The following is a 20201-nucleotide window of genomic DNA, read 5'->3' on the forward strand; positions in this document are numbered from 1 at the left end:
GGGGGTGGTGCGTAATTGGATGCAGAGCAAAGCGGGCCGGGCGCACAATGACCGGCGTGACTATCGCTGCCCTGCGGGACATCTGCCTGGACTCCGTCGACGCGCCGCGGCTGGCGCGGTTCTGGGCGGCCGCGCTGGGTGGCACGCTCGCCGAGGACCCGGGCAAGCCGCCGCGCGTCGACCACGTCATGCCCGGCGACTGGAGCCTGTGGGTCAACCCGGTGCCGGAGCCGCGCGTCGGGAAGACCCGCGTCCACCTCGACCTGCGGCTGCCGATCCCCGACCCCGCGCCGCTGGTCGCGGCCGGCGCGACCGTGACCCGCCGGCCCGACGCCGAGATCAGCTGGTGGGTGCTGGCCGACCCCGACGGCAACCTGTTCTGCGCGTTCCCGCCGCGGCCCGGCACCGCGCCCACCGCCGTCGAGGTCTACGAGCTGGTCGTCGACACCGCGGACGCCGTCGCGGTCGCGGCCTGGTGGGCCTCGATCACCGGGGGCAAGGTCGAGACCGGCGCCGGCGCGGCCGCCTCGGTGGTCGGCGCGGCCGGCTTCCCGTGGGAATACTGGGTCTTCGACGGCGTGCCCGAGCGCAAGACCGTGAAGAACCGGATGCACTGGGACGTCGACCTGACCGGGCCCGACCCGAGCGAGCTGGTCGCCGCCGGCGCGCAGGTCCAACGCGAGCCCGACGACGACATCTCTTGGTGGATCATGACCGACCCGGGCGGCAACGAGTTCTGCGCCTTCGCTCCCCGATGACGCGTCAGGCACCATGGACGGGTGCCTGACCCGTTGTCCGCGCTGGCCGAGCTGGTGGCACAGGGTGGCGTCGCCGTGCTGAGCGGTGCCGGCCTGTCCACCGAATCCGGCATACCCGACTACCGCGGCCCGACCGGGGCGGCCCGGAAGTTCGCGCCGATGACCTACCAGACGTTCACCCGCGACGCCGCCGCCCGCCAGCGCTACTGGGCGCGCAGCCACGTGGGCTGGCGGGTGATCGGCCGGGCCGAGCCCAACGAGGGCCACCGCGCGGTCGCCGACCTGCAGCGGGCCGGGCTGGTCTCGGCCGTGCTCACCCAGAACGTCGACGGCCTGCACCAGGCCGCCGGCGCCCGCGACGTGGTCGAACTGCACGGCAACATCGACCGGGTCGTCTGCCTCGACTGCGGCCAGACCACGGCCCGGGCCGACCTGGACCGCCGGCTGCGGGCGGCCAACCCCACGTTCGCCGCGCTCGCCGCGGCCGTCAACCCCGACGGCGACGTCGACCTGCCCGACGCGGACGTCGCGGTCTTCCGCCCCGTCGACTGCGTCCGCTGCCGGGCCGGCGTGCTGAAGCCCGACGTGGTCTTCTTCGGCGAGAGCGTCCCGCCCGAGCGGGTCGACCGGTGTTTCGCCGCGGTCACCGCGGCCCGGCTGCTGCTGGTGCTGGGCTCGTCGTTGACGGTGATGTCCGGGCGCCGGTTCGTGCTGCGCGCCGCCAAGCTCGGCATCCCGGTGGCGATCGTCAACCAGGGTCCGACGCGCGGCGACGCGTACGCGGCCATCAAGGTCGACGCACCGCTCGGCACCGCGCTGCCCGCCCTGGCTCAGTTCCTCAGGTCGAGCGTGCCGTAGGCGGCCCGGCCCGTCGGCCGGTAGACATTGATCACCATGCCGGCTTCGGTGGTGCGGTGGTGGACCAGCTCGAGCCCGGTCGGCAGCCCCAGCACGTCGAAGAGCCGGGCGCCGTCGCCGACCACGACGGGCAGGGTCAGCAGCCGGTACGCGTCGAACAGGTCGTGCGACATCAGGTGCCGGGCCAGCTCGCCGCTGCCGTGCACCTGCAGCTCGCCGCCCGGGCGCTCCTTGAGCTCCGCGACCGCCTTGGGCACGTCGTCGAGCAGGAGCGTGGCCGGCCCCCACTCGGTCGTGGCCAGCGTGTGGGTGGCCACGTACTTGTGCAGCTGGTTGAACCGCCCGGCCACCGGGTGCGCCATCCGCGGCCAGTAGGAGGCCCAGATCTCGTACGTCCGCCGGCCGAGCAGCAGCGCCTCCGCCTTGTCCAGCACGTCGTGCATGAAGACGTTCAGGTCCTGGTCGAGGTACGGGACCATCCAGCCGCCGCGCGCGAACCCACCGGTGGTGTCCTCGATCGGGCTGCCCGGGCCCTGCATGACGCCGTCGACCGAGAGGAACGTGGTCAACGTGAGCTCCATGGCCGTGCCCCTCCCGGTCGGTTTCGCTCCCTTCGACCCTATTCGCAGACCACCCCGTCGTTGTCCGCATCGCGATACCAGCCCGGGTCGGGCTCGCACGCGCAACGCCGTCGGCTCCGGCGCCAGGCCGGGCCCGGTCGCGTCCTGCTCGGCGGTGGTCGCCAGTCTTCCGGCGGACCGCCCCGGATACCCGGCGGACCGCCCCGGATACCCGGCGGACCGCCCCGGATACCCGGCCGACCGTCCTGGCGACCGGCCGCCTGGCCGCCCCTTGGCCGCGACCACGCGGCGGAGTCACCGGCTGACACCCGGTGGCGGACCTCACTGTAGGGGTCCGGCGGGCGATTTCTGGGGGAGAATCCGGCTATGGGGGACGTTCTGGTCACCGGGGGAACCGGAAACCTCGGGCGGGTCGTGAGCGAAAAGCTGCGGGAGGCGGGGCACGAGGTGCGGGTGCTCAGCCGGCGACCGCAACCGGGCCGGTCGGTCCGCGGCGACCTGCGCACCGGTGAGGGCGTGCCGGCCGCGGTCGCCGGGGTCGACACGATCCTGCACCTGGCCACCGCGCCGCGCGGCGACGCCGAGGCGTGCTCCCGGCTGATCGCGGCGACCCAGCCCGGCGGCCCGCACATGATCTTCACCTCGATCGTCGGCGTCGACCGGATCCCGCTCGCGTACTACGCCGCCAAGGCCGAGTGCGAGCGGTTGATCGAGACGTCGGGGCTGCCGTACACGATCCAGCGCTCGACCCAGTTCCACAGCCTCGTGATGCGGATGTTCCACGCGCAGCGCAAGCTGCCGCTGATGTTCGCGCCGAGCTTCAACTTCCAGCCGATCGACGTGCACGACGTCGCGGACCGCTTGGTCGAGCACGTCGAGGCGGGTGCGCGTGGCCGCGTGCCGGACCTCGGCGGCCCGGAGATCCGCTCGGCACACTCGCTGGCCAGGGCCTATCTCGACGCCTCGCGCCGGCGTCGCCGGGTGGTCGGTCTCGCACTGCCCGGCCGGGTCTTCTCCGCCTTCGGCACCGGCGCGAACCTGGCACCGGAGCAGGCCAACGGCGGTGTCACCTTCGAGGAGTTCCTCTCGGAACGGTTCTAGCCGGTCAGGCCCAGCAGGCCGCGGTCGAGACCCACGACCAAGGTGCCGCCGGCGTACGCGCAGGACAACGCGCGGTGGTGCACGGGAACCGCGCGGACGCGCCGGCCCGTCGCCGGGTCCCAGATGCGCACCGTCCGGTCCAGGCTCGTGGACGCGACCAGCTCCCGGCCGCCACCCCCGGGCACCGCACAGACCCCGGTCACCGCGGCCGTGTGCCCGCCGAGCACGTGGTGCGGCCGGCCGTCCGCCGGGTGCCAGAGCCGGACCGTGCCGTCCGCACCGCCCGAGACCAGCAGCTCCCGGCCGTCGACGGTGACCGTGCCGAGCGCGTCGACGCCGTCGGTGTGTGCGAGCTGCTGCCAGCGCGTGCCGCCGTCGAGGTCCCACAGCCGGACCGTGCCGTCCTTGTCGCCGGACGCGACCAGCTCCCGCCCGCCGAGCCGCACCGTGGTCAGCGCGGTCACCCAGCTGCGGTGGCCGAGCAGCACGCCGTACGCCGAGCCGTCCCGCGGGTTCCACAGCCGCACCGTGGCGTCGTCGGCCGCGGTGGCGAGGAGCACCAGCCCGCCGGCCGCGACCGCGCAGACCGCGTTGACCCGCTCGTGGTGGTCGGCCAGCTCGGGCCCGGCCGACCCGTCGCGCAGGTCGTAGAGCCGCACCACGTGGTCGTCCCCGGCGGCGGCCAGCAGCGGCGCGTCGGCGTCCGGCACCGCGCACAGGGCCGCGACCCCACCGTCGCGCACCGGCAGCTCGGCCAGCCGGCCGCCGCCGGCCGGGTCCCAGATCCGCACGACGCCGTCGGCGCCGGTCGAGGCCACGGCCGTGCCGCCCCGCCACGGCACCGCCCGCAGGTCGGCCACCGGGCCGGGCCGGCCGCCGTCGAACACCGACTCGGGCTGCCGGGTGACCGGGTCCCAGAGCCGCACCGTGCCGTCGTCGCCCGCGGTCGCCAGCAGGTCGCGGTCGCGTACCCGCAGCGCGCAGACCGCCCGGATCCAGCTCACGTCGCCCCGCAGGCTCGGCCGGGGCGCGCCGCTGCGGGGCTCCCACAGGTGCAGCACGCCGCTCTCGTCGGTCGCGGTGAGCAGCACCGTGCCGTCGACCTCGACCGTGCACAGGTCGGTGAGCGGGCCGGCCCGCGGGTCGATCGCGTTGAGCAGGTCGCCGCTGAGCGGGTTCCACAGCCGGACCACGCCGTCGTAGCCGGCCGACGCCAGCGCCACCCCGCCGCCCGCCCGGACCGCGCAGAGCGTGGTCGCCCAGCCGTCGTGCGCGACGACCGCGCTGGTGCACGCGCCGGTGACCGGGTCGAAGAGCGCGATCACGCCGTCGAAGCCGGTCGCCGCGACCAGGCCGTGTGCGCCGACAGGCAGGTGGGTGACCGCCGTGACCCAGCCGCCGAACCCGGTCAGCGTGTGCGCGAGTGTCCCGTCGGCGGGGTTCCAGATCCGCACGGTGCGGTCGTCGCCGGCCGAGGCCAGCAGGGTCGGCCCGCCCGGCACCGGCACCGCGCAGAGGTTGCGCACCCAGTCGGAATGACCGGTCAGGGTACGCAGTCGCGCGCCGGTGCCGGCGTCCCAGATGCCGATCGTGCCGTCGTCGCCGGCCGTGGCGAGCAGGGTGGCGCCGTCGACCGGGACCGCCCAGAGCCCGCGTACGCCGCCGGGGTCACCGACCAGCACCCGCTCCACCCGGCCGGTCAGCGGGTCCCAGAGCCGGACCGTGCCGTCCGCTCCCGCGGAGGCGAGGAACTCGCGGCCGGACATCGGCACCGCGCACACGTCGTACACCGCGTCGGAATGTCCTTCTAGGACGGTGCTCTCCAGTCGCGGTGGAGTGTGTGCCCAGCGCGCCCGGTAGTCGGCCTGCTCGGCCTGCGGCGCCGCGTCCAGCCGGTCGATCCGGTCGACCACCGAGAACAGCGCCGCCCGCTCGGCCGGCGGCGCGTGCGCGGCCCGCGGCGTGCGGCGCAGCAGCGCGAGCCGGGCCCGTGCCTCCCGGGTCTCCGGCTCACCGGCCGCGGCGAGCAGGCCGACGAGGTCGGCGTTGAGCACGTACGCGTCGTCGTTGAGCAACGTGTCGACCAGCCCGGCCCGCGTCGCGTGCCGGGGCAGCGCGCGCAGCAGGTAGTCCGGTGCCGTGGCCCAGCCCGCGGCGTGCCCGTGCCGGACCCAGGCGTAGAGCAGGTCCCGCTCGTCCTCGACGCGCGCGGACCGGGTGGCCAGCAGCGCGTCGGCGAGCGCCCGGTGGCGCAGCCGGTGCACGCCGGCCGGTCCCGTGTCCACCAGGAAGCCACCGCGGGCGGCGAACGCGGACAGGTCGTCCTCGGTCACCCGGCCGCCGAGCGCCTGGATCGCCACCCGCCACAGCGACAGCGGCAGGCCCGGCGGCTCCGCGAAGGCCAGCGCCGTCAACGCCAGCCGGGCGGAGGTGGCGCCCGCGGGGGAGAGGCCACCGAGGTACGCGTCGAGCGCCTCGGCCACGGTCGCCGGCGACGCCACCCGGTGCGGGTCGACCGCCTCGGCGTCGTTGCGCCCGTGCGCCCCGGCGACCAGGCCCGCGACGAGGAAGTTGCCGCCGGCCAGCGTCGCGATCCGCCGGGCGACCGGTTCGGCGCGCGCCGGGTCGGCGTACGGGTTGTCGGTCCGCCCGGCACCCGCGTGGCGCAGCACGGCCAGCGCGTGGGCGGCCAGGTCGCCGATGTTCACGTGCTCGGCCGAGTCGAGGTCGACCACCTGGGTCCCGGCGCCGAACGCGCCGAGCAGGTCGCCCTCGTCGTCCTCCGGGCGGGTGCCGGCGACCACCCGCACGCCGAGCAGGTCGCCCTGCGCCGCCAGCGGCACGAGCACCGTCCCGATCAGCTCGCGCGGCCGCACCGCCTCGTCGAGGGCGTCGATCACGAGGTTGAACCGGTACGGCCGGGTGGCGAGCCGGTCGCGCAGGTTGGGCAGCAGGTCGCCGGGCGTGGTCGGCAGCGCGGCCGACGCGGCGACGGCGATCTCGGTGGCCACCGCCAGGGCGTCCTTGCCGCCGGCGTGCACGGCGCAGGCGATGCTGCCCGGCGCGGCCGGGTCGCCGGTGTCGTGCCGGGCCGCCGCGTCCGCCATCGTCACGACCCGGCCGAGCACGCCCGACTTGCCGATGCCGGGTGAGCCGGTGACCACCAGCAGGCGGCCGTCGCGACCCGCCCGGTCGAGCCAGTCGCCGACCACGCGCAGCACCGCGGACCGGCCGCGGAAGCGGTCGTCGTCGCTCGTCCAGCCCCAGGCCGTGCGGGCCGGGCCGCCGGCGGCGTCGAGTCGCCAGTCGGCCAGTGCGCCCAGCTTCAGCTCCGGCAGCGCGTCCGCGAGGCTCGCGGCGCGGCCGTCGCCGCCGGCGTGCCCGGTCGTGCCCGCCTGACCGACCAGCCCGATCACCGCGTCGTAGTCCGGGGACCACAGCGGCGCGCCCGCGAACCCCGGCGCCAGGCCGTCGCCGGCCAGCCGGACCTGACCGGTGTCGAGCGCGTCGCCGAAGGTCCCCTGCGTGTGACGGCCGGCCGGGTCGTGGTCCGGGAAACCGAACGACCACCACCCGCGGCCGGCCAGCCTGTCCAGCGGCGCGAGCCGCACGCGTGCGGGCCGCACCTGGTCGGGCGCGGGCTCGGCGAGCGCGAGCAGCGCGACGTCGGGGTCGCTGCCCTGGACCACCTGGCGGACCCGGGCACGGCGCGAGCCCGCCGCCGGGTAGGCGACCCAGACCTCGTCGAGCGCCCGGCCGCCCGGGCGGACCACCTGCGCGCAGGTCAGCACGCGGTCGGCCGTGACGACCACGCCGGCGCCGATCGGAGTCGGGCTGTCCGCCGACGAGTGGATCGCCACGACCCACGGGAAGCTCGGCGGCGCGAACCTCATGGGGGCGTTCTCCTCGGGGGTTTTCGCTATGGTGCCCGCCTGCGTCGCCCGTGGGCAATATCGATCATCTGTCGGCTCGTCCGAACGGCGCCCGCGGCGGTGCTTTCGGGCAGCTCGAATGGAGATCCACTCACGACAGTGATGTCGGATATCGGAAATCCAGTAGTTGACCTTGCAACCACGTTGGTGGCCTCGGCAGAATCGCCTAATTCCGTCAGCCGTCCCCGCCCCAGGAGCATCGGCATGCCCGACGACGTCACCTTCGCCATGCGCTGCATGCTGGTAGTGCTGATGGCCGAGGCCCGTGAGGTGCCCAACGCCCGGCTCGCGGACCGCGGGCTCGCGCTCGGCAAGGAATACCGGGACCGCCTGGTCCGGCGCGGTTGGATCACGACCCGCAAGGTCGGCCGCGGGATCAGCCTCGAGCTGACCGAGGCGGGCTGGGCCGAGGCGATCGCGCAGCTCGGAGCCGATCCGCCGCGGGGCGCCGGTGCCGGCGGCGCCGCCCTTTACACGGTGCTGAACCGCCTGCGCGGCTTCCTCGAGCGCTCGGACCTGGCGGCGTCCGAGTTCTTCGCGCCGGCCGAGGACCTTGACACCTGGCTCCGCAAGGCGTACGCCGAGATCGCCCTGCGACCGGGCGAGCTGGTGTCGCTCGCGGCGCTGCGCCCGCGACTGGCCGGCGCGGACCGGCCGGCCGTCGACGCCGCGCTGGTCGCGCTGAGCAGCGCACCGGACGTGCGGATCATCCCGGAGTCCAACCAGAAGACGCTCACGCCGGCACAGCGGGACGCGGCCGTCCGCATCGGCAACCAGGACAGGCACCTGATCGCCATCGGGGTCTGAGCATGGACGAGGTCGAGCGGCGGGCTCTCAAGGCGCTCCGGTTCAACTGGGCGCCGACACCCGACGACGTCTGGCGGCAGCCGGCCTTCCACGTCGAGGGGCTGCACAAGGACGCGCTGCGGGTGATCCTCGACGGCGTCGAGGACGCGCAGCACAGCAGCGACTCCAGCCCGGTCGGCGTCGCCGTGCTCGGCCAGCGGGGCAGTGGCAAGACCCACCTGCTCGGCTCGGTACGCGCGCACACGCAGGCTGCGGGCGGTTACTTCTTCCTGGTCAGCCTGCTCGACGCGAGCGCGTTCTGGCGCAGCGTGGCGCAGTCCGTGCTCGACGGGCTCAACCGGGAGACCGCCGAGCGCGAGAGCCAGCTGCGGACGTTCCTGCGCCGGCTGGCGGACCTCGTCGGGGCGCCGCGGGCCGTGCGCCGGGCGGTGGTCGGCGAGGCCGAGCTCACCCGGCCCATCCTGGACGGGTTCGTCGACCTGCTCCGCAAGCACAACCGGCAGGTCGGCGTCGACTGCCAGGACACCGCGCGGGCACTCGTGCTCGAGGCCGCCGAGAAGACCAGCGACCAGGACGTCGGCCACGAGTTCCTGTGCGCGAACGACGAGCTCGAACCGGGCCAGCGGGCGGCGTGGGGGATGCGCCGGGCGCGGCGGTCCGCGCAGGAGGTCGTCCGCGACGTCTCGCGGCTGCTCGCGCTGACCGGGCCGACCGTGATCGCTGTGGACCAGATCGACCTGCTGATCAACCAGGCGGCCAAGACGCTCGACGGCGAGACCCGGCTGGAGTGGCGCGCCGCACTGCTGCTGGAGCAGATCGCCGGCGGCCTGATGGCGCTGCGCGAGACGACCCGCCGCACGCTGTCGGTGGTCGCGTGCCTCGACGAGTCGTGGACGCTGGTCAAGACCCAGGCCACCGACACCGTCCAGGACCGGTTCCGCGAGGCCGTGCAGCTCCGCCAGATCGGCAGCGCGGAGTTGGGCCGGGAGCTGATCGCCCGGCGGTTCGCGGCGCCGTTCGCGGACCAGGGCTTCACGCCGCCGTACCCGACCTGGCCGGTGCGGCCACCCGCGTTCGCCGAGTCGGTGCAGTTCACCCCGCGGGAGCTGTTGCGGACCATCGACACGCACGTACGCGCCTGCCTGCGCGACGACACCGTTTCCGAGATGCACCGGCTGGTGCACAGCACCGCCTCGGGTCCCGCTCCGGACACGGCGTCGCCGGCGTCCGACGGCGAGCTGGCCGCGGTCTCCGCGCGATACGCGGCACTGCGTTCCGCCGCGGATCCCGCACCGGCGCTCGACCCGGCCACCGAGGACGCCGTCGTGCCGGGCCTGCTCGAGGCCGGGCTCACCGCCTGGATCGGGGAGCGGTCCGGCGGGCTGTACGGGATGGACCCGCACCCGGGCAGCAAGCCGGCGCTGCACGCCCGGCTGCGGCGCAGCCTCGACGAGCGGACCGAGGACGAGGAGCACTGGGCGTTCCGGGCGCTCGGCTCCCGGCACCCGGTCGCGGCGCTCAACCGGATCCGCAACGCCAGCACGGCCGCGGGCCTGACCGAGGGCGTCACCAAGCGCAAGCTGTTCTTCCTGCGCAACGAGCCGTGGTCCGGTGGCGCGCGGACCACCGAGGTGATCGAGACGTTCAGCCGGGCCGGTGGGCGCACGCTGCCGTTCCCGGCCGAGGACGTGGCCGCCCTGATGGCGTTGCGACAGCTGATCCGGGAACGGGGGTACGAGACCCTGCGGCCGTGGTTCGTGGCCCACCGCCCGACGGACGGGATCACCTTCCTGCGGGCGGCGCTGGCGGAGGCCGAGTCGGCGGCCGATGATCGGCCTGAGGCCGGGCCGCATGGGGCGATCACGCCCGCCGGCCCCGACAACCCGGCTGCGGTGTGGGGCCCGCACGTGCCTGGCGACTCGGCCGCGACGAGTTCGTCGGGTTCGGCCGCGTCGCACGGCCCGCATTCCGTGGTCGGCTCGGCCGACCCGGTTGATCCCGAGGGCGGCGGTGTGCCGCACGGCTCGGCTCTTGGCGCGGCGGCACCGCATGGGCCGGATGGCTCGGCCGCCGCGCACGGTGCGGTTCGGCCGGACGGCGCGGCGGGTTCGCGCGGACCGCATCTGCCGGACCGTTTGGCCGCGCCGAACGCCGAGGTTGAACCGGCGGGGGCGGCGTCGTTCGGTTCGCGGTCGGGGGCCGGTGGTTCGGAGGGTGCGGTCGTGCGCATGCTCCGGCCCGTGCCGACCCCGGAGGCCGGCGGGGCGCGCGCCGAAGGCGCACCGCGGCCTGGTTTCGATCCTGGGTCCGTGACCCTCGGCTATTCGGTCCACGATGGACAGCCGGTGGAGGTCGGGCTGGCCGCGCTGCGGCGACATGCGGCGATCTTCGCCGGTTCCGGGTCCGGGAAGACCGTGCTGATCCGGCGGCTGGTGGAGGAGTGCGCGCTGCGTGGCGTGTCGTCGATCGTGCTGGATCCGAACAACGACCTCGCGCGGCTCGGCGACCCGTGGCCGGAGCCGCCGGCGCAGTGGGACCAGACGGAGACGGCGCGCGCGGCCGCGTACCACCGCAGCACCGATGTCGTGGTCTGGACCCCGCGGCGGTCGGCCGGGCGCCCGCTGAGCTTCCGGCCGCTGCCGGACCTCGCCCCGATGGCCGACGACCAGGACGCGTTCGCCGCCGGCGTCGACGCCGCGGTGGCGTCGCTCGCCCCGCGGGCCAACGTCGACGGCGGCACGGCCAAGGCCCGCATCGGCAACGCGGTGCTGCGGGAGGCGCTCACCGCGTACGCCCGGGAAGGTGGTGGCCCCGACCTGCACGCGTTCGTGGCCTACCTGACCCGACTGCCGCGGCGGGCCAGCCAGCTCGACAACGCACAGAAGATCGCCAACGACATCGCCCAACTGCTGCGCGCGACGATGGTCAGCGACCCGCTGTTCGGCGGCGAGGGCGAGCCGCTCGACCCGGGCGAGCTGTTCCGCCCGGCGCCCGGCTACCGCGCCCGGATCTCGGTGATCAGCTTCGTCGGCCTGCCGGACGACGGGCAACGGCAGAGCTTCGTCAACCAGCTGCAGCTCGCGCTGTTCGCCTGGATCAAGCAGAACCCCGCCAACGACCGCCCGCTCGGCGGCCTGTTCGTGATGGACGAGGCACAGACCCTGGCCCCGTCGGGCGCGATGACGGCGTGCACACAGAGCACGCTGGCGCTGGCGTCGCAGGCGCGTAAGTACGGGCTCGGCCTGGTGTTCGCGACCCAGGCGCCGAAGGGCCTGCACAACCGGATACCGGGCAACGCCGCGACGCAGCTGTTCGGCCTGCTCAACAGCCCGACCCAGATCGCCGCGGCGAAGGAGATGGCGCGGGCCAAGGGCAGCGACATCGCCGACGTGGCGCGGCTGCGCCCGGGCCACTTCTACGCGGCGGTCGACGGTGCGGAGTTCGCCAAACTGCGCGCGCCGCTGTGCCTGAGCCACCACCCGTCCAGCCCGCTCACCGCGGAAGAGGTCGTCGAGCGCGCGAACCGCGACGAGGACGACGATTAATTAATTGCCGCGGTGGCTTTGGTGGATCTACATTTATTCACGTAACCGGAAACCACCGACCGACCAGGACAGGACGACACCATGTTGCGGCCCGCCATTGAAGCCTGGGCAGACGCGAGTGGTCGACTGCTGTGCCGGGAGTGCTCCGGATAGGCTGCTGAACAGCTAGAACGCCGCCTGTCCCGCACGCCTGGGGCAGGCGGCTTTCGCGTTCTCACCGCCCTCGCTTCCCCTACCGCGCACGCCATTAGGCGAGGCGCCATTCACCATGCCCATTTTCCTTTTCCTTTCTGAGGGGAGGCGTCTTTTCATGCCCAAGTTCGTGATCGGGACGACGCGTCCCGGCTGGCCGGACGGCCCGCAGGCGGTCGCGGCGCCGCGCTGAGCTCCGCGCCGGGCGTGCTCAGCGCGGTCCGGCGTCCTGGCCGGCCGGGGGTGGCTGCGCGGCGCGTTGACGTGCGGAGCGGTCCCGCCGTCCTGGATGGTCGGACGGTGGTCAGTTGCCGGACGTCCGGGTGCCGTCCCGCCAGGACGGTGGCAGTTGGCTACGGCACCGCACTGACGTGTGCCGCGATCAGGCGCCAGGCGTTCCCGGCGCGGACCCACGTCCTGGTGTAGCGGACCCGCGCCATGAACGGTCCGCCCGCGGCCGTGCCCTCGAGCGTGCCGAGAAACCAGGTCACCCCGGTGTCGCCGGCGACCAGCACCTGGAGGTCCTCCTCGTCGACGCGGGTCATCCGCTGCTCGCCGGTGCGGTGCAGACGCAGGTCGTCCTGCTTGCCGTAGAGCCGCCCGTCCGGCCCGGTGAAGACCAGCCGGTCGTCGATGATCTCGTCGAGGGCGGCAACGTCGGAGGCGAGCTGGGCAGCCTGCAGGCGGCGTTCGGCCGCGCGGAGTTCGTCGGTCATCCCGCCAGTCTGGCGCCACCGCGCACCTTGCATGGCGATCGCGCTGACGCCAACCCGACAACGGCGACGGCGGCATAGGCAAGACCGCGGTCGCGACCTGCGGCAGGGTGGGCAGGCCGACGCTGACACAGGCACGATCACGTTGGCGCGGTCACGGGCCGCGGCGAACACGGTGGGTAACCTGATCAACACGACGGCGGCACGACCGCACCCAGACAGACCAATCCCACAACGCCCAAGGCGCGCCCACCCAGGCCGCAGAACCGCAGCACGGCACCGACCTGTGGCTCGGGCACTCCTTGATCAACTATGGACCAGCCTCGCACGCGCCCGGCGGGTCGAAGCCGCCTGCGGTGGTCGCAACCACCACCGCCGGGATACGATCCCGGCGCCGGTCCGCCGGCACGGGGCCGTAGCTCAGCCGGTTAGAGCAGGGGACTCATAATCCCTCGGTCGCGGGTTCGAGCCCCGCCGGCCCCACACGAAACGCGTAGCAGACGCGGCCCGAAGCGCGTGAAGACGCGCGACAAGCGCCGTACGCGAACAGTTGCCCAGCGTGCTGGAGCGCTTCCGCCAGGCGACCGTACTCCGGTGGCGCGATCCGCACTGGTAACGAATCACGGGCGACGGCCAAGACCGATTCGCATTCTGCTGCCGTTCTGGTCAGCCGGGTACTCCGATGTACCAGACCCATCCGGCCCGGCCGCGCAGGCTGGATGCCCTGCGCCAACCCGCCGTTTACGCTCTTGGCGTGAGCCCCCCGGAACCGCTGCTGCTCGCGATCGACGGCAACAGCCTGCTGCACCGCGCGTACCATGCCGCAGCCACAGGAGAGCTGCGCGACGGTGAGGGTCGGGCGGTGTGGGCGCTCAAGGGTTTGGTCACGCATATCGCCCATGCGGCGGCCCGGCTGCGTCCGGACGCCGTGCTGGTCGGCTTCGACTGTCCAGTGTCGTCGATGAGGGCGGACGACTACGCCGGGTACAAGGCGCACCGGCCGGCCAAGCCAGCGGACCTGCGGGAGCAGCTGGCCGCCGCGCCGGACCTGCTGCGCGCGGCTGGGCTGCCGGTGTTCGTCCCGGCTGGCTACGAGGCAGACGACGTTCTCGCCAGTTGCGCGGCGAAGGCTCGGGACACCGGTTGGCGTACTGTCCTGGTCACCAGCGACCGCGATGCCTTCGCGCTGCTTGACGCGAGCACCTCGGTGTTGCGGATCCGCAACGGTGGCCGCGACGCCGCGGTGCTGATGAGGGCCGCCACCCTGCCTGTCGTGTGCGGGGTCGAGGCGTGGCAGTACCGCGACTTCGCCGCACTGCGCGGTGATCCGTCCGACAACCTCCCCGGGGTGCCCGGCTTCGGGCCGGCGACCGCCGCCGACCTGCTCACCGCGTTCGGGACGGTCGACGCGGTGTGGGCGGCGCTGGATGGTGGGAGGGCGGCGGAGGTGAACGCGGCCGTGGGCGTACGGGCGACCGAGCGGTTGGCCGAACCGGCCGCGCGCGAGGTGGTGGAGCGTAACCGCCGGTTGATGCGGATGCGTACCGACCTTCCGGTGCCCGATTTGGAAGGGATCCGGCTCCCGCTTGCGTTTTCCGGAATGCGGCGCGCGCTCGCCGGCCGGGGCATCCTGCTCGGCCCGTCGTTGTGGGCACTGACGGGTGGCACTCCGCCGGACGAGCTCGCGGATGCGCCGGCATGGGTACGCGTGGCAGTCCGTCCACCGCGTTCGCGCCGGCCCGGCCCGATGCCGGGTCAGCTCACCCTCTTCTGACAGCGGCGAGATCGCCTGAGCCGCCCGGCCAACCCTTGTCAACCCGAGGGCTGCGAGACCTGGCCATTTGCACCGGCAGCGGGCCAACCACGACGGTCAGGACCGGTAACTGAAAGCCAACCCAGCAGATATGAGCTAGCTTCTGACCTGCCTCAAGGAAAACGAGTATGAACTAGGTCGATCGGATCGCCGAGGTGACCGGCTGGCGCGGGGAGCCGGGCGAGGCGAGCTGGAGCCGGACCGAGTCCGAGCTGGGCGTACCACTGCCCACCGACTTCAAAGAACTGTGTCGAACGTTCCCGCCGGGCATGTTTTCGGCATATCTGGACCGGGAGCGAGAGCATCGCGCGGATGTACGAGCTCGACGGAGTCTTCGAACCGGGCGCGCACTCGGGCCTGGTCCAGTGGGGCTGGGATCAGCGGGAGGGGGAGTACTACTGGCTGGTCAACCGGTTGGTTAACCCGGACCGGTGGCCGGTGATTGCCAGGAGTGAGGGCGGGCAGCCGTGGGACCTCTTCGACATGTCGACCGCTGAGGTCGTGTACCGGGTCGTCGCCGATCCACAGTTCAAGCCTTACACCGTCGCGAACCCACCACGCCGGTCCTTCTACCTGCCGTACTGGCAGCCTTTTCCGCCTAGCCCTGAGGAGTGGGAGGCGCTGACCAGCCCTGACCGCAACCCCTGATCCTCGGTCCCCCGCTGCCGTTGGCGTGGTGCCGGGCGTCCCTCCCGGCGGGATGGGACGAGGCGGGATCGGGCACACGCGCCGGTCCGGTCCCAGGAGCACGACCGGCCGATCGCGCTGTACGCACGAACCCGCCGGGCCGAGATTCAGCAGACGCGACCCCCGATCGCCGGACCGGGTGCGACGGCCCTTCCAGTAACTGGTCAGCGACCGTGCTTAGCGTGACCCGCCGGGAATCGAACCTGCGCCAGGCGTGCGCTACAACTGCCGGGTTCGCACAGGTGCGACGGTCACAAAGTGGCCCTGAGCTGCGGGAATGCGGTTCGGATCGTGCCGCATTGGGTCCACAAATGGCTTGCTAAGTCGTGTCCGCTTCGCCGCCACGGATTACCAAGCCATTTGTCATTCCGATTCCCGGGGCGACCGAGGTGTGCGAGGTCGGACCCAACGTTGCTCCTAAGTCCGCGCTCGCCGGCACGGCGGGGTCAAGCTCGGCCCGCAGGCAAGGGCCGGCACGCCGAGCCCGCCGGCGGACCAGCTTGACGGAGTTACGCAATTGCGATTTACTAACTGCGTGGCACGACCGAGGCAACAGACAGATGACGAGCTTCTCGACCGGGTGGCGGCAGGGTTGTCGTCTCCGTCCTGGAGCCTCAACGACGCCGCCCGGCTTGCCGGGGTCCACGCGGCGACCCTGATCAAGCGATTCGGGTCGCGCCAGGGCGTCCTTGCCGCGCTGAGCCGCCGGTGGATCGCCCATCTGCCCGACGCGCCTCAGGGGGAGGGCGGCCTGGTGGAGCTGCGCGTATGGGTGGACCGGGCCGCGGCCACGCCCGCCGATCGCGAGACCGCGGTCGCCGGGGTGGCGATGCTCATGGAGGACCTCAAGGATGCCGAGCTGAGTCGGCTGCTGGCCATCGGTTGGGCCAAACAGGTCGGCTACCTCGCCGCGTTGATCGCACAGGCGCGCGACGTCGACGACCTCCGCCGTGCGCCCGCCCCGAACGTGGCCGCTCAGCTCCTGCTGGACGTCCAGCTCGGCACGACGGTCCGCGCGGCCGCGCACCCCTTCCCCCGCGCCGCCGTCGACCGGCATGCGCTGCTGACCCAACTCATCGAGGGATGGAAATGAGCATAGAACGCGACTGGCAGGGACTCGCCCTGATCGCCACCAGCGCCGACGGATACATCGCCCGCACCGACGGCGACATCGCGTGGCTGACGGACCCGCCGGTGGAGCCACGTCACGTCGCGGGCCACGACGGCCCGCATCCTCCGCCGGAGTTTCACGCGTTCTACGCGTCCGTCGACCACCTCGTGATCGGTCGTGGCACGTACGACAAGGTCCGCACCTTCGACTCGTGGCCGTACGACGGCAAGGCCGTGATCGTGCTCAGCACCACCCTGCCGGCGGAGGCGGACCCCAACGTCACGGTCGCCCGTGATCTGCCCGCCGTGCTCGCGCTGCTGCGGGCCCGCGGAGCACGACGCGTCTACGTCGACGGCGGCCAGGTGATCCAGACCTTCCTGCGGCACGACCTGCTCGACGAGCTGACCGTCTCACGCGCACCTGTGCTGCTCGGCGGCGGACTCCCGCTGTTCGGTGTGCTCGATCACGACGTGCGGCTCATTCACCGCGGCTCGTCGACCGGCGACACCGGCATGACCACCAGCCACTATGCCGTGGCTCGGCCGGCCGCCTGAACGCGCTGGCCACCTGAGCGCCAGCGGCAGATCCGGATCCGCCCGAGCGTCTACGACGCGGGGCGGACAGCGCAGAGTGCGGCCACCTCGTCCGGGTCGGTCTCGAAGCGGTCGTAGCCGGGCGGGACGCCGACGCCTGCGTAGGACACGTCGCCGGCTCGGGCGGTGCCCGCGGGTCGGCGGGGCGCCGCGTGCAGGTCGTCGACGCCGGTCGCGGCGAGGACCAGCGCGGCGTTGGCGGCCCGCACTCCGCCGCACGCCATCACGGTGACACTCGTCCGGGTGGCCAGTTCCTTGATCAGTGGAGCACCGTCGAGTGCGGACCGGCGCCGGCCCGAGGTCAGCACCCGCGTGAAACCCAGGTCCGCCAGCCGGTCCAGGGCCTGACGGGAGTCCGCGCTGACGTCGATGGCGCGGTGGAACGTCGTCTCCAGGCCTTCGGCGGCGTCGACGAACCGGGCACAGTCGTCCGCGACCGTGCCGTCCCCGGCCAGCGCGCCGACGACCACGCCCGCCGCGCCGTGTCGCCGCGCGACGGCGATGTCCCGGACGACGAGGTCCACCTCGTCGCGTGAGTAGTGGAAGTCGCCGGGTCGCGGCCGCACGAGGACGTGCACCTCGGCCAGCTCGGCGGCCGCCTCGATGAGCGCGGCGCTGGGGGTGAGTCCGCCGTCGGACAGGCCGGCGCACAGCTCGACGCGCGCGGCGCCGGCACTGGCGGCGACGCGGACGCCGTCGAGCGACTCGACGCTGATCTCGACGCGCATGAGTTCCTGTCCTTACCGCTCAGGCGCAGGCGAGGTGACAATTACCCGAACTTCGTCCACTGCCCTTCGGAAATCACTTCGACGGAGCCGTCGACGACCTTGATGGCCGTCTGTTCGTCGATCGCGTAGGCCGGGCCCCCGATGTCGGCCGCCCACCGCTCGGCATCGGCCAGGGTATTCGTGGGGAAAAGGTTCAGGTGCGGGAAGATCGAGAAGTCGACGACTCCCAACGCTCGGTCGTCCGGCGCCGACGGCCACTCGACGAAGTACGTCCCGATCCGGGGCGTCATCACCATGCTTCCCGCGCTCACCCCCACCCAGACGGTGTCGGGCAGCGAGGGCAGCAGATCGGCGAGTCCGGACTCTCGCATCCAGTGGCAGAGGTACGTCGCATCGCCACCGTCGACCAGCAGCACATCGGCCTCCCGGACCCACGGGACCCATCGCTCCGCGCCGATGCTCGGCAGCGCCGTGAGCTCGAGGACGCCGAGCGAAGCCCAGCCCAGGCCGGACAGGTACTGCCAGTCGGGCGCGGGGTCGGCGGCCACGAAGCCCCGCACCGATGCCGGCCCGCACATGGGGTGACCCCACTGTGCTGTCGGGACGCAAAGGGCGTGGCAGTCGGAGACCGGCTTGCCGAGAAGCTGCAGGAGCGCCGAGTGGATGCTCGGGTTCGTCACACCGCCGGACGTCAGCAAGAGCTTCAAGGGTGCCTCCGACGATCGTGAGGGACGGCAAACGCGCCTATCGTACGGCGGCGCCTGCCTCAGAAGGTCCCTGAGATCGCTGCGGCCCACGCCGCATCCGCGCTGGAGCGGGCGCCGCGGCAGGTCCGCATGGGCCATCATGTGCCGATGACGATCTCCGCCGCCGACGCCGGTCTGGTCCAGATCGTGACGGCCGTTCTTCGCGACGGCGACCGGGTCCTGCTGTGTCACCGATGCGCCGCACGCCGTAACAATCCCGACGTCTGGGACTTCCCCGGCGGCCATGTCGAGGACGGGGAGGACCCGAAAGAGAGCCTTGTCCGCGAGCTACGGGAGGAGCTGGGAATCACGGCGTCGAAGCCGTCCGGCCCGCCGATGCACGAGTTCCGGACCGCGACCATCCACATGCGGATCTGGTTGGTCGACAGCTGGACCGGAACACCCGTCAACGCCGCGCCGAACGAGCACGACGCCGTGGCGTGGTTCGAGACCTCCGACCTTGGCAGCCTCCGTCTCGCCCACGAGTCGTATCTCTCGATGCTCACCGCCGTGCTCGTCACGTAACGACTCAGTCGGACGTTTCGGTGCGGAGGCGGGCGATCGTCTCCGGGGTGAGTCGCCGGCCCAGCGTCTCGATGGCCGACAGCACCTCCGCCAGGTCGCCTGGCTCGTGGTCGCCCAGCGCTGCCGCTACCGACTCCTCGATGCCGGCCGTGGCGACCGTTCGGCGGCGTGGCGTCAGTTTAGGGTTGCGGCGCAGCAGTTGGCGTCGCCGGTCGGTGGGGTCGGCTTCGGTCAGCACCGAGCCGACCTCGCGCAGCCGGGCGACCGCGCCGGAGACCGCGCTCTGGGGCAGCCCCGTGCTCCGGGCGATCTCGCTGACCGTGATGCCGGGGTTCTCGTAGATCTCGCTCATGACGATGACCACCGTCCGCTCGCCTCCCAGCGGGCTGCCGCCGGCCGGGGCTGGCAGCGACTGCTCCCCGATCTTCATCAGCGTTCGGCCCAGCAGGATCAGTTCGACAGGGGTCACGTGATCCAAGGTACATCATTCTTGATGCATCAGAAATGATGGTTTAGCGTCGTGGCCATGAACAGCTTCGTGAACGTCGACGGCGCCCGCCTCCACTACCAGGTCACCGGCTCCGGCCCGGTCCTGCTCATCGGACAGAGCGGCGAGGGCGACGCGGACCGCACCGTCGACCTCGTTAGCCACCTGGCCGACCGCTTGACCGTCGTCACCTACGACCGCCGGGGGCTGTCGCGCAGCGTGGCTGACGACCCGGCTGCCCCGGTCTCCATCCGGCGGCACGCCGACGACGCGGCGGCCGTCCTCCGGCAGGTCACCGACCGTCCCGCCGCGATGCTGGGTCTGAGTCTCGGCGCCGCCATCGGTTTGCACATGCTCAGCGCGTACCCGGCAATGATCGAGGTCCTGATCGCCCACGAGCCGATCGCGCTGTCGTTCCTCGCGCGAGCCGACGCGGACCTGGCCCGCAAGAACCTCGCCGGTGTGCGCGCCGTCCACGAGCAGCACGGCTGGCGGGCGGCCGCCGCGGAGGTGGCCGCCGTGCTGGGTATCGACCCGCGCCACCAGCAGACCGAGCCGGGCATCACGCCGTTCCCGTTCACGGACCAGCGTGCGGCCAACTTCGAGTACTTCCTGAGCAACGACATCGACGCCGCGCTCACGGACACGCTGCGGCTGGCCGACGTCCCGCGCGACGCCCGGATCATCCCGGCGGTGGGGGAGTCGAGCCCGGAGGACGGGTTCGACTACCTCGCCGGGCTCGCGCTGGCCGACCATCTCGCCGTCCCGGTGCGGCGGTTCCCGGGCGGGCACAACGGCAACCTCACCCATCCCCGGGCGTTCGCGCAGCGGGTGCGCGAGCTGATCCCACGTTCCTGAGACTCAGACCGCTCGGACCTCGGCGAGCCGCCTGACCGCGTAGTCGTCGTCCCAGGAGACGGCGGCTTCCCACGCCGCCGACGCCTGCGCGACGATGTCGTGCACGGTGTCGTCGAGGCCGGCGGCGTTGTCGGGCAGCGCGAGGTCGAGGTCGGGGACGTCGACG

General features: G+C 73.0%; 17 protein-coding genes and 1 tRNA gene. 12 read left to right on the forward strand and 6 right to left on the reverse strand.

The window, feature by feature from the left end:
* The first annotated feature begins 56 nt into the window (after positions 1–56).
* Both AB0H87_RS19785 and AB0H87_RS19790 read left to right on the forward strand, forming a co-directional pair.
* Complete coding sequence (locus tag AB0H87_RS19785; RefSeq protein ID WP_360147235.1) at positions 57–758, forward strand: VOC family protein; 702 nt, start codon at positions 57–59, stop codon at positions 756–758.
* 21 nt (positions 759–779) lie between these two features.
* Complete coding sequence (locus AB0H87_RS19790) at positions 780–1616, forward strand: NAD-dependent protein deacetylase (RefSeq protein ID WP_360147238.1); 837 nt, start codon at positions 780–782, stop codon at positions 1614–1616.
* On the opposite strand, the gene AB0H87_RS19795 is transcribed toward AB0H87_RS19790, so the two are convergent.
* A complete protein-coding gene (locus AB0H87_RS19795; RefSeq protein WP_360147241.1) occupies positions 1589–2197 on the reverse strand; it encodes a dihydrofolate reductase family protein in 609 nt (202 codons plus the stop codon). The genes AB0H87_RS19790 and AB0H87_RS19795 overlap by 28 nt on opposite strands.
* A 366-nt stretch (positions 2198–2563) precedes the next feature.
* Between AB0H87_RS19795 and AB0H87_RS19800 the strand changes: the two genes are divergently transcribed.
* Complete coding sequence (locus AB0H87_RS19800) at positions 2564–3298, forward strand: NAD(P)H-binding protein (protein WP_360147244.1); 735 nt, start codon at positions 2564–2566, stop codon at positions 3296–3298.
* Here AB0H87_RS19800 and AB0H87_RS19805 read toward each other — a convergent pair.
* Positions 3295–7191 carry a trypsin-like peptidase domain-containing protein gene (locus tag AB0H87_RS19805; RefSeq protein ID WP_360147247.1) on the reverse strand — a complete coding sequence of 1299 codons (3897 nt, stop codon included), beginning with the start codon at positions 7189–7191 and terminating at the stop codon, positions 3295–3297. The two genes, AB0H87_RS19800 and AB0H87_RS19805, sit on opposite strands and share 4 nt — an antisense overlap.
* Positions 7192–7434: 243 nt before the next feature.
* Between AB0H87_RS19805 and AB0H87_RS19810 the strand changes: the two genes are divergently transcribed.
* Positions 7435–8037, forward strand: a complete 603-nt coding sequence (locus tag AB0H87_RS19810; protein ID WP_360147250.1) for a hypothetical protein — start codon at positions 7435–7437, stop codon at positions 8035–8037.
* 2 nt (positions 8038–8039) lie between these two features.
* Positions 8040–11582: a DUF87 domain-containing protein gene (locus tag AB0H87_RS19815; protein ID WP_360147253.1), complete on the forward strand. Its 3543-nt coding sequence runs from the start codon at positions 8040–8042 to the stop codon at positions 11580–11582.
* A gap of 545 nt (positions 11583–12127) precedes the next feature.
* Here AB0H87_RS19815 and AB0H87_RS19820 read toward each other — a convergent pair.
* On the reverse strand, positions 12128–12490 hold the full coding sequence (locus tag AB0H87_RS19820; RefSeq protein ID WP_360147256.1) for a nuclear transport factor 2 family protein: 363 nt from the start codon (positions 12488–12490) through the stop codon (positions 12128–12130).
* A gap of 406 nt (positions 12491–12896) precedes the next feature.
* Between AB0H87_RS19820 and AB0H87_RS19825 the strand changes: the two genes are divergently transcribed.
* From AB0H87_RS19825 to AB0H87_RS19845, 5 genes are all read left to right on the forward strand, one after another.
* A tRNA-Ile gene (locus tag AB0H87_RS19825) sits at positions 12897–12970 on the forward strand.
* 199 nt (positions 12971–13169) lie between these two features.
* Positions 13170–14261, forward strand: coding sequence for a 5'-3' exonuclease (locus tag AB0H87_RS19830; protein WP_360147259.1), 1092 nt, complete (start codon positions 13170–13172; stop codon positions 14259–14261).
* 351 nt (positions 14262–14612) lie between these two features.
* Positions 14613–14948: a hypothetical protein gene (locus AB0H87_RS19835; protein ID WP_360147262.1), complete on the forward strand. Its 336-nt coding sequence runs from the start codon at positions 14613–14615 to the stop codon at positions 14946–14948.
* A 574-nt stretch (positions 14949–15522) separates the two neighbouring features.
* The gene (locus AB0H87_RS19840) at positions 15523–16080 is read left to right on the forward strand and encodes a hypothetical protein (protein WP_360147265.1); all 558 of its coding nucleotides are present in this window, start codon (positions 15523–15525) and stop codon (positions 16078–16080) included.
* A complete protein-coding gene (locus AB0H87_RS19845; protein ID WP_360147268.1) occupies positions 16077–16652 on the forward strand; it encodes a dihydrofolate reductase family protein in 576 nt (191 codons plus the stop codon). Before AB0H87_RS19840 ends, AB0H87_RS19845 begins: the two co-directional genes overlap by 4 nt.
* A 50-nt stretch (positions 16653–16702) precedes the next feature.
* Here the strand turns inward: AB0H87_RS19845 and AB0H87_RS19850 are convergent, their stop codons facing one another.
* Both AB0H87_RS19850 and AB0H87_RS19855 read right to left on the reverse strand, forming a co-directional pair.
* Positions 16703–17419 carry a copper homeostasis protein CutC gene (locus AB0H87_RS19850; protein ID WP_360147271.1) on the reverse strand — a complete coding sequence of 239 codons (717 nt, stop codon included), beginning with the start codon at positions 17417–17419 and terminating at the stop codon, positions 16703–16705.
* 41 nt (positions 17420–17460) lie between these two features.
* Positions 17461–18126 (reverse strand): Type 1 glutamine amidotransferase-like domain-containing protein, encoded by a 666-nt coding sequence (locus AB0H87_RS19855; protein WP_360147275.1) that lies wholly within the window; start codon positions 18124–18126, stop codon positions 17461–17463.
* Positions 18127–18273: 147 nt separating this feature from the next.
* Here AB0H87_RS19855 and AB0H87_RS19860 point away from each other — a divergent pair, with 147 nt between their 5' ends.
* Entirely contained in the window at positions 18274–18690 is a 417-nt protein-coding gene (locus AB0H87_RS19860) for an NUDIX domain-containing protein (RefSeq protein ID WP_360147278.1), read from the forward strand.
* A gap of 4 nt (positions 18691–18694) precedes the next feature.
* Here the strand turns inward: AB0H87_RS19860 and AB0H87_RS19865 are convergent, their stop codons facing one another.
* On the reverse strand, positions 18695–19159 hold the full coding sequence (locus AB0H87_RS19865; protein ID WP_360147281.1) for a helix-turn-helix domain-containing protein: 465 nt from the start codon (positions 19157–19159) through the stop codon (positions 18695–18697).
* A gap of 57 nt (positions 19160–19216) precedes the next feature.
* Here AB0H87_RS19865 and AB0H87_RS19870 point away from each other — a divergent pair, with 57 nt between their 5' ends.
* The gene (locus tag AB0H87_RS19870) at positions 19217–20035 is read left to right on the forward strand and encodes an alpha/beta hydrolase (RefSeq protein WP_360147284.1); all 819 of its coding nucleotides are present in this window, start codon (positions 19217–19219) and stop codon (positions 20033–20035) included.
* Positions 20036–20201: the final 166 nt, after the last annotated feature.

The organism is Asanoa sp. NPDC050611 (genome assembly GCF_040654855.1).
Taxonomy (GTDB): domain Bacteria; phylum Actinomycetota; class Actinomycetes; order Mycobacteriales; family Micromonosporaceae; genus Asanoa.